General features: G+C 32.4%; 10 protein-coding genes and 1 pseudogene. 2 read left to right on the plus strand and 9 right to left on the minus strand.

The genetic code is table 11. The annotated features are described in order from the left end of the window. Nucleotides 1-6: 6 nt before the first annotated feature. Nucleotides 7-3168, minus strand: coding sequence for a SusC/RagA family TonB-linked outer membrane protein (locus D1818_RS07650; protein WP_118457626.1), 3162 nt, complete (start codon nucleotides 3166-3168; stop codon nucleotides 7-9). A gap of 380 nt (nucleotides 3169-3548) precedes the next feature. Here D1818_RS07650 and D1818_RS07655 point away from each other — a divergent pair. Further along, a pseudogene (locus D1818_RS07655) lies at nucleotides 3549-4428 on the plus strand (IS982 family transposase). Between the two features lie 35 nt (nucleotides 4429-4463). Here D1818_RS07655 and D1818_RS07660 read toward each other — a convergent pair. From D1818_RS07660 to D1818_RS07695, 8 genes are all read right to left on the minus strand, one after another. Continuing rightward, on the minus strand, nucleotides 4464-5981 hold the full coding sequence (locus D1818_RS07660; protein WP_118457628.1) for a helix-turn-helix domain-containing protein: 1518 nt from the start codon (nucleotides 5979-5981) through the stop codon (nucleotides 4464-4466). A 276-nt stretch (nucleotides 5982-6257) separates the two neighbouring features. Then, nucleotides 6258-7031 (minus strand): nucleoside triphosphate pyrophosphohydrolase, encoded by a 774-nt coding sequence (gene mazG, locus D1818_RS07665; RefSeq protein WP_118457630.1) that lies wholly within the window; start codon nucleotides 7029-7031, stop codon nucleotides 6258-6260. Between the two features lie 191 nt (nucleotides 7032-7222). Beyond that, entirely contained in the window at nucleotides 7223-8644 is a 1422-nt protein-coding gene (locus D1818_RS07670) for a hypothetical protein (RefSeq protein ID WP_118457633.1), read from the minus strand. A 24-nt stretch (nucleotides 8645-8668) separates the two neighbouring features. Continuing rightward, a complete protein-coding gene (locus tag D1818_RS07675) occupies nucleotides 8669-9412 on the minus strand; it encodes a glycosyltransferase family 2 protein (RefSeq protein WP_118457635.1) in 744 nt (247 codons plus the stop codon). A gap of 39 nt (nucleotides 9413-9451) precedes the next feature. After that, nucleotides 9452-10396, minus strand: a complete 945-nt coding sequence (locus D1818_RS07680; protein ID WP_118457637.1) for a nitronate monooxygenase family protein — start codon at nucleotides 10394-10396, stop codon at nucleotides 9452-9454. Beyond that, on the minus strand, nucleotides 10396-12015 hold the full coding sequence (locus D1818_RS07685; protein ID WP_118457640.1) for a S8 family serine peptidase: 1620 nt from the start codon (nucleotides 12013-12015) through the stop codon (nucleotides 10396-10398). The genes D1818_RS07680 and D1818_RS07685 overlap by 1 nt, the downstream gene beginning before the upstream one ends. Nucleotides 12016-12044: 29 nt before the next feature. After that, nucleotides 12045-13232 carry a tRNA 2-thiouridine(34) synthase MnmA gene (gene mnmA / locus D1818_RS07690; protein ID WP_118463589.1) on the minus strand — a complete coding sequence of 396 codons (1188 nt, stop codon included), beginning with the start codon at nucleotides 13230-13232 and terminating at the stop codon, nucleotides 12045-12047. A gap of 155 nt (nucleotides 13233-13387) precedes the next feature. Beyond that, nucleotides 13388-14074 (minus strand): toxin-antitoxin system YwqK family antitoxin, encoded by a 687-nt coding sequence (locus D1818_RS07695; protein WP_118457642.1) that lies wholly within the window; start codon nucleotides 14072-14074, stop codon nucleotides 13388-13390. Nucleotides 14075-14330: 256 nt separating this feature from the next. Here D1818_RS07695 and D1818_RS07700 point away from each other — a divergent pair, with 256 nt between their 5' ends. Beyond that, nucleotides 14331-15311 carry a fasciclin domain-containing protein gene (locus D1818_RS07700; protein WP_118457644.1) on the plus strand — a complete coding sequence of 327 codons (981 nt, stop codon included), beginning with the start codon at nucleotides 14331-14333 and terminating at the stop codon, nucleotides 15309-15311. The last annotated feature ends 2 nt before the right edge of the window (nucleotides 15312-15313 follow it).

Raw genomic sequence — 15313 nt, forward strand, 5'->3', positions numbered from 1 at the left:
TTTTTTTTAAAAGGATAAATTAAGTCTAAAACCATATCGTTTAGATGTAGGCGCTGAGGAATTCTCGATTCCTTGAATTCTAGAAGAACCAAAACTTGTAACTTCCGGGTCAAAATTGGTATACTTAGGAACATTGGGAGCAAAATACCACAAGTTATTACCTAGAACACTTAAGCTTATTTTTCCGAATGGTGTTGATTTTAAAAACTCTTTAGGCAGATCATAGGTTAAACTCAATTCTCGTAATCGATAGACAGTTCCATCGTATACAGAACCTTCTGCTACTGTATTGATTCCAAATGTATTTCCTCCTGCTGGTGAGAAATATAATTCATTAGTATCTATCTGCGTCGTATTAGGTATTTTATTACCGTTAGCATCTAGAATAGGATTTCCTTGATTGTCACCATAAAAACCAGGTATGATAAATGTACGTTCTCTATCTTCTGTATCTCTTGTAACTCCTCTACCTAATAATGAGTTAATACTAATTGATTGTATATCTCCGCCCTCTTTCCAATCAACCTGAGCTCGAAGGGATAAACCTTTATAAGAAATAGTATTTATAAAGCCCATTCTAAAATCTGGATTAGGGTCTCCTACGATTCCATTTTCTAAATCTTGTACAATTCCACCTCCGGATTGATTGATTAGAAAATTACCTTCATCATCCCTGGCGAATCTAGATCCATAAAACACACCAAACGGTTGTCCAACTATAGCATGAGCGACTTGATTAGGGTCTAACTGAATTCTTTCTAGTCCATCTACTAATTCTGTAACCTCATTCTCGTTCTTAGTAAATGTTGTAAAAAGTTCCCATCTAAAATTTTCGGTTCTTATAGGAACTAATGTTAAACCAATTTCTACACCAGTATTCTGCATCTCTCCTATATTAGTATTAAAAGTGGTAAATCCACTAGAAGAAGGAACACTTACCGGAGAAATTAAATCAGTAGTAGTTTTTTTATACCAACTGAAATCAATAATTGCTCTTTGGTTGAAAAATTCTAGATCCGCACCAATTTCTATTTCATCTGTAAACTCTGGAGTAATCTCCTGATCTCCTAAAAACAAGTTGTTATTAATTACTGGGATACCATTAAAAGCATTTCCTGAAGCGAATGTTCTATTTAAAAATTCTGCAGGAGCGTCATTACCTACGGAAGCATACCCTGCTCTTAGCTTACCAAATGTTAACACCTTACTATCCAAATTAAAAGCATCGGTGAATATTAAAGATACACTTGCCGATGGATAAAAATAGGATTGATTATTTTTAGGTAAAGTAGAACTCCAATCATTTCGACCAGTCGCATTTAGAAATAAATAATTCTTATAGGATAAACTTACATCTCCAAATACACCTATATTACGGGACCTAGTATCATTATCTAATATGAAACCGCCAATATTTTTAGTAACATTAATGGTATTCGCAATAGTAAATATTCCTGGAGATTTAAAATTAGTTCCCTGAAATGCAACACGGCTTGTAGTATTTTGTAATACATTATTACCTAGAATAGCGGTTAGATTTATATCATCAGTTAAATCATAATTAAAATTAACTAATAACGTAGATTCCAAGTCTTCATTGATAAAATCATCCGTTGTAACAGACCCTAAACCATTATTAGCTCTGGAGCCTAAATCTCTAATTTGTTTTCTTTTTAGATTATACTTATTAAAACCTACACGATATGTCACTGATATATTATCATTAAAATCATATCCTAAATTCACGTTTGCTACAATTCTGTCGGTATCTGTAATAATTTGATCGTGTTTCCAAGACCATAATGGGTGATCCCAACCATTATTAGGAGTAAGTGATGCTCCTGTAATAGGATTCTCAAAAGGTAAAGAAGTATCCCAGGCTCTACCTAACCATAATGTTCTAGCGAAAGAAGATGCAGAACCGGCGAATTGATTGTTACCGAAAAAACCACCTACCTGTTCTGTTTCAGAATAACTGAACGTAGATCCTATTCTAATACCATTAAGTAATTTAAAATTACCTCCAGCGGCTACAGATGTTCTATCATATGTATTAAATGGGATATATCCGTCTTGATTCAAATCAGAAACAGTTACACTAAAATTCCCATCTTCTCCTGAATACGACATATTGATAGAATTATCAAAAACAGTTCCTGTTCTAAAAAGATTTTTGACGTTATCAGGTTGAGCTTCATAAGGAACTGTTGGTCCTATCTCTGGAAATGCATTAAGTATATTTGGCCAAGTTGGTATTGTTTCCAATGAATCGAAACGCGGTCCCCAAGAACCATTTGCATTTAAGTAACTAAAATTAACTCCATTACCATATGTATTTTGATACTCGGGTAAGTTTGCTATATTTTCAAAATAGGTTCCTGAAGATACTGAAACTGATAATTTATTATTAGTCGATCCTTTCGTAGCGCCTGTTTTGGTAGTTACTACAATCACACCACCTGTTGCTCTTGAGCCATATAATGCAGCCGCAGCTGTACTTTTTAGAACCGTAATTGATGCTATATTATTGGGATCTAACGAAGATAATCCTGATTCATAACCACCACCTCCGGTTGTTTGCCTAGAAGTAGTTACTTGTGAGTTATCATAGGCAACTCCATCAACTATTATTAATGGTTGACTTGCACCTCCTAAGGTTGTAGCTCCTCTTATGTTGATCTGATTTGATGCTCCTGCTACACCTGTAGATAGGTTCACATTTACTCCAGGCACTTTACCTGCTAAGGATCGTATCAAATCCGGCTCAGAATTCTCCAGAACATCATCAGTTTGGACAGTACTTACTGCATATCCTAACTTTTTAGAGTTTCTGGTAATACCAAAAGCAGTTACCACTACTTCTTCTAACTGTGCCGCATCTTGTGCCAAAGCTACATTAATTGTATTACTATCGGCTACGACTATTTCTTGTGTTAGAAAACCTATATAACTAAAAACTAATATTGCTCCCCTATTGGCAGGAATAGAATAATTACCGTCAAAATCGGTTTGTGTTCCGTTAGTCGTATTCTTAATTACAATGTTCACTCCGGGTAAGGGTACTCCTAGATCATCCGCCACCGTTCCGGAAATTCTTTTTTGTTGTGCTAATGAAATGCTTGACATAAAAAAAGCAAGCACCAGCAACTTGTAATGATGTACTTTCATAGATTAAATTTTTTCAATAATTACATTAAAGAGATGATGTAATCATAAAAGGATGGCAAGAATATCTTGATGGCTAACTCAAATATTACATTTCATAAAACTTGAACAAAGTTTATGCAGAAATTGCTCACCCTTGTTATGATTACATTGTAAAAGAAGTAATAGAAAGCATAAAGTAAGGCAACCCTGATCAAGGTTTACCTTTACCGAATAAACTTTACTTTTTCCGAAGAAAGTTTACTTAAAATGTTAAGGAAATAAGGCAAGTAAGCTTTTTGCATATTCAGACAGAATTATCTGATTGTATCTGTTGTGCATTTAGAAAAAGTTGTGCAAACTGCTAAAAGGCAATAAATTGTAGTTACCACACAACAATTAAGATGCACAACTTTAAAACAAATTACGATAAAATATTAGAGGTCTTAAAAAGTTTGGGCGTAAAATCAGATTATTTATGTCAAATTCGTGAACCTAAACTACTTGATATTGAACTTGTAGCGATTGATTTAACATCAGAATATATGAGTATTGATAGTGAGTATCAAATTTTTCGTGTTTTACCTTCAAGTTTGTCTTGCAAAATAGAACGAAGTGTTTACAATAGACGAAAGAGAAAGTTATTTGCTTTCAGAGAAATCATACGTAAACAAATGACTATTAAATTGAATGCATCCGAGAATTGCTTCATTGTAGATAGTATGCCACTGGAAGTTTGTAAGTTATCCCGTAGTTCAAGAAGTAAGATCTGTAAGGAAGTGCTTTATAGTCAACCTGTCAAAGGGCATTGTGCTAGTCAATCTATTCATTATTATGGTTATAAGCTTCATGCGGTTTGTTCTGCTCAAGGAGTTGTTGAGAGTTTGGATATTAGTCCAGCCTCAGTTCACGATGTAAATTATCTTAAGGATATGCAAGGCCAATTGAAAGATTGTATTTTATTAGGAGATAGAGGTTATTTGTCTGCTGAATATCAATTGAATCTATTTGAAACCTATAATGTAAAGATTGGAAACCCCTATGAAGAACAATCAGATTAATTATAAAGAACAACTCTATATATTCAAAAAATCAAGAAAAAGAATAGAAACCTTGTTCTCTCAATTATATGATCAATTTATGATTCGTAGAAATTACGCTAAATCCTTTAATGGATTTAAAAATAGAATTTTGTCCAAAATCACAGCAATGACAGTTATTCAGTACATCAATAAATTCTCATACAATAGAAACATTAATAATTTAAAAGTAAATATTACCTAAATGTACAACGGGTTAATATTATGTTTCGATATACGTTAAGCTACAAATGATTTAACATATTCTGACGGAGTTATTTGATTATATTTCTTGAAAGATTTATTGAAAGTTACTTTATTATTAAAACCAACTTCATAGGCTACATCGATAATATTAAAGTTCTTACGCCTTTCTCCTTTTAATAGTTCTTTTGCTTCTTCGATTCTAGACTTATTTATCAATTCAAAAAAGTTTAGATCAAAATGTTCATTTATAATCTGAGAAGTATTATGCCTAGTAGTATCCAAATATTTCGCTAATTTCTGAAGTGTAATATCATTTTGCTTGTAAATTTTCTTTTCATCAAGAAGATATTGCAACTTTTCTTTTAACTCTAGCGATAAACTTTCAGTAAGGCCAGATTTCTTATACTTATCGATTTCTGGAGGAATATTATTTTTAATCAATCTTAAAACACCAAAAACACTTGGTTGAACAAAAGCGGTATAGCCAACATATAGTACAAGTAACGCCATGGATACAATCTGAACGTAAAACAAAAAACCGCTAAGAATTTGTTTTATAATTAATATTGAATATATACCGTAAGAAACTATATAAATAGAACAGAAAACAACAATATTTCTCTGCCAGTTAAACACTATTTTGGAAAAGTATTTATTAATCTTAATAGAATTAAAGTACATTTTTATAACGAAACCTCCATAAATTAATAGCGATATTAATTTAGAAACTGATATTAGATTTATATAAGGTCTCTCTTTATTAAATATTATCCTTAGTTTTTCATCAGACGGCAAACTGTAAATTGGAAACAATAAAACTATCAATAATAAAGAAGGTACTAAATGCAATAAATCCAGACGTTTAAACCTATAACCTATAGTAACTCTTTTAAAATAAAAATAGATAAGAGGACCATATAAGAAAGAAAACATTGTAGACATATAAAACACATGTGGCATATAGTACTGATAATTAGAAAAATACAAGCCAATATGAATGATAAAAAATGAATGTATCAATATAAAAGCACTCATCAATAAATTAGCAACTCTGTCTGATTTTTCTCTAAAATTTAAAACTATAGATATAAAAAAACCTATGAACGCAACATAAAAGCAGAAAATTGACCATAATCCAACTTGTTTGAGATACGTGTCTGCGAGTACTTGGTATTCTTCAGAATCATTAATTACATCAAAGTAACTATGTTCTACAAAAGAGGGATCTAAACTTGTTAGAACATATTTATGTATGTATTTACTAGCAAGTTCTGGTTGATTGCTCTTAGCATAGGAAAATGCTAATTTTTTAAATACTGCTAAAGAATCTTGTGTTCCATGTTTTAAGACTTTCTCATAATTTTTAATAGCTAGAGCATACCTATTATTGTCATAATATTTCGTTGCAGAAATTATGAGTTCATTAAATTCGGTGCCTCCATTATTTAACGTATTTATCTTATCAGGATTACTAAATAAAGATGATGAAATAAAGAGAAAAATAAAGGCACTAAAAAATGGTTTTAATATTATTTTTTTTGAGTTAGCCACACAATTATTACTAAATAATTATACATCCTAATTTACGATAACTTTTTTAAAAATTCATCACAACAACGGATGTCCCGATAATATTTTACCTAAAAACACAGCAAAATAAGGGTGTTCCGAATACAAAATAATTTAAATAAAATATGGTTAAACCGTAAGATTTATGTGAAAATATGAGAAATTATCACTTTCTAATCATCAATAAAGTGGGGAAAACATACAAAATATCCAAATGTTAATTTTTACTAAAGAAGAACATCAAACTCTAAGTTATGATCATATTTTTTTTGCTTCTTCCCAAAACACATCCATTTCGGCCAATGTCATATCTTTCAAACTCTTACTTTTTTCTTTAGCTTTTTCTTCTAAATATTGAAATCGTTTTATAAATTTTTTATTAGTTCGTTCCAACGCGTCTTCAGGATTTATATTTAAAAAACGTGCATAATTGATCATTGAGAATAGTACATCTCCAAATTCAGATTCTATTTTGTCTTGATTATGTTCATCAATTTCATGCTGTAATTCTGCAAGCTCTTCTTGTAATTTCTCAAATACTTGTTGTGGTTCTTCCCAATCAAATCCAACTCCAGCAACTTTATCTTGTATTCTGCTAGCCTTTACTAATGCCGGTAGAGACATCGGAACTCCTTCTAAAACACTTTTCTTACCTTCTTTTAGTTTTAAGTTTTCCCAATTTCGCTTTACATCTTCTTCATTAGCAACCTTTACATCACCATAAATATGTGGGTGACGACTAATAAGTTTTTCACATATTTCATTAGCTACATCCGAAATATCAAAATCTCCAGTTTCACTTCCTATTTTAGCATAAAAGACAATATGCAATAATAAATCCCCAAGTTCTTTTTTAACCTCTTCAAGGTCATTATCCAAAATAGCATCTCCTAATTCATAGGTTTCTTCTATGGTAAGATGACGCAGTGATTGTAAAGTTTGTTTTTTATCCCAAGGACATTGTTCTCGCAGTTCATCCATAATAGTGAGCAAGCGATCAAAAGCTTTTAATTGGTTCTCTCTGGAATTCATAGATATGATTTTACATCAAAAGTAAGGATAATAAGATGTAACGTATAATTTGATTATAAAAGTAGTTTTATTAAAAAAAAGAGTAGTTTCGAGGTTTACTTAATATAGCATATTCTATACTCGTCCTATAAAAATTCTTTTCGCTTGGTACTTGTAAACAAATATTAATCCGGTATCTAGTAATTGTCGGTTTACTTTTTTCTTTTACAAATCCATACAAAAACTCCATTTTTCTCGAAACTTTGTATTACTTCATAATTACTTATAATATCATCGTATTCTTGATCACTAACGTTATAGATATTCGAATAAAAGACAAAATCGTTATCTCCTTTAAATACTGTAAAAGATCGTTTTTCTCCATTTAGTTCTATTGCATCTATTCCTGCATCATTAGGAAAAAATGAAGCAACCCGACTAAAATCTATTTTTTGATCATCTAGATATTTTTTTGCTTTCAGTCTTAGATTATAATAAGGTAAATGTGCCAAAGTAGCATCCCATCCTTGAGAAATTTTCGGAGGATAAATCCAAAAATTTCCAGAGATTAGAATTACTGCCCAAGTTAAAATCAATCCAATTCTTAACTTTTGTCCAACAAAATCAGAAAACAAAATGGTCGCGCACAATAGTGAGCAAAAAAGATATATGGGAATCAAATACCTATTTCCTAATAATCCTTTTGCCCACAACATATTAAGAGGCAATAGAAAAAGAATACATCCGAAAAAGAATGAAACTTGTCGTATGCGAGGGACTTTAATTATTTGCTTTCTATATTTAGCAAACAATATAAAGAGTACAATCCAAATACCTATTCTACCAAAATCTAATATTCTCCATCCTAAAACTGCTATATTGAAAATTACTCCGGCGAATTCAACTTTTTCGAAACTTTCTTGCCAAGGTGAGTCCTGATGAAATCCAATCCATCCTTTTTCTTGAAAATGAATGAAACTAAAAGTAATAAAAACCAAAAAAGCAGGAATATAAACAAGACTTCCTTTTAGAAGAGCTATACATAATTCCTTTATTTTTATTCTCCATAACACATTACAACTTAAGTCAAAAATTAAAATGCATACAGATAACATCATTCCCCTCATACTGGTAAGAAACAACAAAACAACAGCCATCATCAAAAAGATTTTCTTGTTATCCAGCACTGAGTTTACAGCAAGTAAGAAAAAAAACAATAATGGCACATCAGGAGAAACAAGAAGTAATTGGCTCATTAGCGAAGGATCAATTATTATTAATCCAAAAGCAATACTCCAATATTTAGGATCAATAAATCTCTTAGTTAATCTAAACAATTGAAAAATAAGTCCAAAACCAAAGGGTAACATTGCTAGGTGACTTACCCATAAACTTCTTCCAAAAAACTTCCAAAACATAGCAATATAAGCACCAAAAGCAGGTATATGTCCACTGTCTATATTATCCGGAAGCAATAGAACAGAAAAGTTAGTTTTGAAATAGTGATCCGCATGATGTGAACCTAATTGTACGGTATCCCAAAAAAAAGCATTATCGGCATTTAATAGCAGAGCAATAAGAAAAATTAGACTACTAAGCGCTACTGGCCAATATATTTTCAAAACTTTATGCATATTTAAAATACAATTTTGAATATGTTATTTTTTAAATATTTTACTTTTTACTCCTATACTTTTAGCAAAGAAATATTGAAAAGAAGTTCTTAAAACCCCCAATCCATAAGTCACACTCCGTTTGAAATTTATAGAAGATGCTTCTTCAAAATATTTTGTTGGGCACGTTATTTCAGCTACTTCATAGCCTTCATAAAATATTTGTGCTATTATCTGATTATCAAACACAAAGTCATCAGAATTATTATTAAAAGGAATGTTTCTTAGAACCGAAGAAGAAAAAGTTCTATATCCTGTATGATACTCTGATAATTTTTGTCCCATTAAGAGATTTTGAATCAATGTCAAAACTCGATTAAAAAAATACTTATAAAGAGGCATTCCTCCTTTTAATGCTCCATTACCAAGTATCCTGGAACCTAAAATTACTGGATACACATCATTAGCTACCAAATAACACATAGAGTGTATGAGTTTTGGAGTATACTGATAATCAGGGTGGAGCATAACAACTATATCCGCTCCTAATTCTAAAGCCTTATTATAACAAGTTTTTTGATTTCCCCCGTACCCTAAGTTTTTTTCATGTTTAATAACGTGGTTAACACCTATGCTTTTTGCTACTTCATAAGTTTCATCCGTACTATTATCATCAACTAAAATAACTTCATCGACAATATCAAAAGGTATTTCATTATAGGTTTTGTGTAATGTTTTTTCGGCATTATATGCCGGTAAAACTACGATTACTTTTTTTTCAAATATCACTTTTAATTTTTATACGGGTGGATAAACTCATAAATGTAATTAAAAACTAACTTCATTCATTTCTTGTTTTGTAGACTGAAAATCAACGACCAAATCTTCTATTATTTTTGTTACTGGCTTAATCTCATGAATCAAACCTGACACCTGTCCGATTTCTAGCTCACCTTCTTCTAAATCTCCTTCAAACATTCCTCGTTTTGCTCTTGCACGACCCAATAAGGTTTTTAGTTCTTCTACGGTAGGGCCTTTGGTATACAATTCTGCAACATCCTGATAAAATTTATTTTTCAGCATACGCACTGGAGCCAATTCTTTTAAAGTAAGATGTGTATCGCCTTCTTTAGCGTCCACCACCATTTTTTTAAAATCTATATGAGAAGAAGCTTCCTCGCTTGCTACAAATCTGCTCCCTATCTGAACTCCATCTGCTCCTAATGACATAACAGCAAACATTGATGCTCCCGTAGCTATGCCTCCCGCGGCGATGAGTGGTATTTTTATTTTCTCTTTAACCATTGGAATCAATGCTAAAGTAGTTGTTTCGTCTCTTCCATTATGTCCACCTGCTTCAAAACCTTCAGCAACCACCGCATCCACTCCTGCATCCTGAGCTTTTAGAGCAAATTTCACACTACTCACAACGTGAACGACGGTAATCCCTTTTTTCTTAAGATAAGAAGTATATGTTTTTGGATTTCCTGCCGATGTAAAAACGATCTTCACTCCTTCTTCTATAATAATTTCAATAATTTCCTGAAGATTAGGATACAACATTGGAACATTAACGCCAAAAGGTTGATCTGTTGCTTTCTTACATTTTTGAATATGTTCTCTTAAAACATCCGGATACATAGAACCAGCTCCTATAAGTCCTAAACCACCTGAATTACTTACTGCACTGGCTAATTTCCAGCCGCTTGCCCAAATCATCCCACCTTGAATAATAGGATATTTGATTTTAAAAAGTTCTTTAATTTTATTCATTAATATTTTGATATCTTCAATGTGTAACGTGAGGCTCCTGAAATCAATTCTACAAGGTATAAACCTTTTGATAGATTGCTCAATGAGATAGAATTTAAATTTTTTAATGTTTCAGATTTCACCATTTTTCCTTCCATAGTAAAAATTCGAACTTCAAGTGTCTCCTTTGTAGTGAGATCAAAAAATAATCTATCTCTTACAGGATTTGGATATACTTTAAAGCTTTCGGTGAAATTTTCATCTACAGATAAACTTTGGAATATTGATCTAAAATCAGGAATTCCATAACCTAATTGAATTGTTGGATTATTATATAATGATGCTGATTCCCTTACCAACTGCATAATTTCCGCATTCGTCATAGATGGAAAAGCTTGCCATAAACAGGCTACAGCACCTGCCATTATTGGAGAACTAAAAGAAGTACCATTACTAGTGGATACAGCATTATTAGAACGTATCACTGCTGCTCCAAGTCCTCTGGCCACGATATCCGGTTTTACTCTATTATCGGCTGTAGGTCCTCTAGAACTAAATGAAGCATAGGTTCCAAAAACATCAATAGCACCTACAGTTAATGACCCTGGGGCATCTCCTGGAGCTGTAATAATACCCCAAGCACTATTTCCGGAATTTCCGGCAGAAGAAACTAACAACATCCCTTTTTCAAAAACCATATTTGCTCCTTTGGAAATAAAAGCCGTTTGTCCATCCATATCAGAAGTAGTATAATCATACGCCGGATTATCAAAACCATTAGAATATCCTAAAGAAGTATTAATTACGTGTACTCCTAAACTATCTGCTCGTTCTGCAGCTTCTACCCATAATGCTTCTTCTTTAGGTCCCTCTGTGGCTGCATCTTCTGTTATGAATAAATAATACTTAGCATCTGGAGCTGTCCCTACGAATTGCCCATCAATAAACCCTGCAATATCACTAAATGTTTGAGTTCCGTGACTACTACCCGTAAAGGCAAATTCATTATCATCTCTCCTAACAAAATCATATCCATCCAATAATCTACCATCATCTCTTATGCGCTTAAAACCATCAATGGTATTCACTCCCGGGAAACCAGAATCCATAACCGCAATAGTCATTCCCGTTCCTGTGTAATCTTGCTCATGAAGGTAATCAGCATTTAGCTGTTGGATTTGCTGCGCTGCATTTCCATAATTAAATGTCGTTTTTACTTCGAACTTATTATTTTTTATAGGAGTTCTATCTTCTATAGAAAATACAGACTTCCCTGAATCTAATGAATTGTTTGCATAATCTATACGATCCACAAAACTAAGGCTCGATAGACTGCTAATATTTGCTTGAGTTCCTCTAACATATACGCAATTAAACCATTTAGATTTTGCAAGTACTGTTATCCCTGCAGCATTCTTAACTTGTGTAATATAAGCTTCATTAACCGGAACATCTTTTTCATCAATAGTTACATTGTGAAGATTTTTTCGATCTATGGATTCTTGAGTAAGAATAGATAATGGATTGGCAATAGAACTTGCAACATTTTCTTTATCCGCAAAATAAACCCAAGCATCCTCTGTTTGAGCAATTCCTATTTGAGTAATGCAAAAAAGCAAAAGTGTAATTATATTTTTCATATCATAAGTAATTGGTTAACCTTCACAAGTTACGAAATTACTCCAGACCCAACTAATTCATCATCTATATACCAAGCTACAAATTGTCCTTCTGTAATTGCACTTTGAGGGTTCTCGAAAACTATATACATACCAGAGTCTACCTGATATAAAGTAGCCTTATCTAAGGGTTGTCTATATCGTATTCTAGCCATTACATCTAATTCTTCATCGATATGTAGTCTTAGATCTTGTCGCACCCAATGTAATTCTTCATTACTAATAAAAAGTGCTTTTCGATATAAACCAGGATGACTTTTGCCTTGCCCAGTATAAATTATATTCGTTTCTACATCAGTTTCTATAACAAAAAGTGGTTCTGGAGTTCCACCAACAGCCAACCCCTTTCTTTGTCCTTTTGTATAATAATGTGCTCCCTGATGTTTCCCGACTATTTTACCATCCTTTACATCATACTTATATTTCGAAGAAAGGAAGGCCAGCTCTTCTTTTTTAGAATCAAAGTCAGGTTTTGTTTTATTATACATTTCTTCTCCAGAAGAGATTTCAATAATATCACCTTGTTTAGGTTGTAATTTTTGCTGAAGAAACTCAGGCAGCCGTACTTTTCCAATAAAACACAACCCTTGAGAATCCTTCTTATCTGCTGTAACCAGATCTTGTTCTTTTGCTATCTCTCTAACTTCTGGTTTTAATAGTTCTCCTACAGGAAAAAGCGTTTTTGCTAATTGATCTTGTGATAACTGACACAAAAAGTATGATTGATCCTTATTAGGATCCTTTCCTGCCAAAAGACGATGTACTTCTTTACCATCTTTAGTAATTGTATCTTTTCGACAATAATGCCCAGTGGCGACATAATCTGCTCCCAATGATAATGCTATTTTTAAGAAAACATCAAATTTAATTTCACGATTACATAGCACATCTGGATTAGGTGTTCTTCCTCTCTCATACTCATTGAACATATAATCTACAATACGTTCTTTATATTCTTCACTTAGATCAACAGTTTGAAACGGAATACCTAATTTTTCAGCAACCAATAATGCATCATTACTATCGTCTAACCAAGGACATTCATCAGAGATTGTTACTGAATCATCATGCCAATTTTTCATAAAAAGACCTATCACCTCATATCCCTGTTCTTTTAATAGATATGCTGCCACACTAGAATCCACTCCTCCCGATAAACCTACAATAACTCTTTTCATTACTACTATTTTGTCTGTATTCCTCATTCCTATTTAAAATGGAAGAAAACAATATAACCTCTGTTTTAAATTATCTGCAAAAATAATAAATAAAAAAAGCAATGCATCAGCATTGCTTTAAGGTTTTTTCTATGAATGAATTCGAAAAGCTTATACTAAGAACCTCTTTTACTAACCGGAAATTGTTTTCTTTCTAATAACTTACCATTTTTATAATAGCTCCATAACCCATCTTTACGATCTTTCTTGTAATTACCTTCTATTTTCACTTTTCCTTGAGCATCATAATATTTAGTAACACCATGCAATTGATCATCTACATATGTAAATTCTTTAATCATAATACCTTTATCAGAATATACTACACGCTTCCCTTCTTTTTTACCTTCTATATATATTGTTCTTTCAGTCAATTGACCATTTTCAAAATAAGTTTTTTGCTCTCCATGGAGTTTTCCTAAATTATATTCTTCTGTCATCATTATTTTAGAGGATCCTTTATGATAATAAGTCCATAACCCAACTCTTTCCTTGCCAATCATATTTCCTTCACTAATTACCTTTCCTTTATTAGTAAAGTACTTTACATTAACTGTATCCGTTTTATTCGAAAATATTTTAATTGCAGTAGGCGACTTACCACTATTAGGTTTGTAGAATTTAAACTCACCTACTTCTCTCCCATGATCAAAGGTTCCCTGGTATCGGATCTGGTTTGTACCTTCATATTTCTTCTGCCACTTTCCATGTCGCTTTCCCTCAGCATCAAAAGCATTAAATTCTTGTGCGTTTCCAAATGCAAGTATAGAAACAAATAAGAAAAACAAAAATTTATTACGCATAGTCTAATTTAATTTTTAAAATAACTTAATAATCCAAAAAGTGTACCAATATTCTGTAAAAATATGACCTAAAGAAAATCTCGACTCTTTTATTATCAAAAGTCCTACAAAAAAAACATTAAAACTTCCTAAAAAACAACCAATCTATATTAAAACAACACATTGTTAACTTTTGTTTAACGATTTATTAAAAATATATAAATTTAATACAACGTTACTGTACTCGAACAAATTATAACTTTTAAAACTCAAAAACATGAAAATTATTTCAAAAATCAGTAACGCTGTAATCATTGCCGCGTTAGTCTTAGGTATTTCATCTTGTGGTGATGATGACGATGGTAACATTATTATTCCAACAGATAACATTGTAGTAACTGCTACCGCGGATACAGATTTATCACTACTGGTCGCTGCCCTTGGTGCGGCTGACGGAGATTTGGTATCTGTTCTTAGCGGAACTGGGCCTTTTACAGTATTAGCTCCAACAAATACAGCTATGGAAGCTTTTCTAACTGCCAACAATTATGCTGACCTTGCTGCTGTACCAACAGACGCGTTACAGCAACTTTTATTAAACCATGTAATTCCTGGAGAAGTTACTTCTACTGCACTTACCAGTAATGGTACAGGTTATGCAAAAACTGCATCTACTGCTGGTCCTGATGACACCAATATTAGTATATATTATAACACTAGTAATGGAGTAGTTTTTAATGGTGGTGCAACCGTTACGACTCCTGATATTGCTGCATCAAACGGTATTATACATAAGATAGATGCTGTAATCGGATTACCAGACATAACAACTTTTGCTACAGTCGATCCTAATTTATCAAGACTTGTGGAGGGATTAAATGCTTATAGTTTTGATTATGTAACTACGCTACAAGGAACTGGTCCTTTTACTGTATTTGCTCCTAACAATGCTGCTTTTGATACTCTATTGGCAACTGATCCTATGTGGACTGCAACTGGAGATATTCCAGAAATGACATTACAAACTGCTTTAAATCTTCATGTAATTGAAAATGCAAATGTCCTAGAAGCTGATTTAACTGATGGAGAAGTAAATACGTTAGGTGGAAATGTAACTATAGATGCCACTGCAAAAACAGTTTCTGATGGAGCTGACCCTGCTAATACAGCAGCGATAACTACAACAGATGTTCAAGCAACTAATGGTGTTATACACGTAATCGATAATGTTTTATTATCTCCAATAGTTCCTAACTAGTA

The sequence above is a fragment of the Aquimarina sp. BL5 genome, from assembly GCF_003443675.1.
Taxonomy (GTDB): domain Bacteria; phylum Bacteroidota; class Bacteroidia; order Flavobacteriales; family Flavobacteriaceae; genus Aquimarina.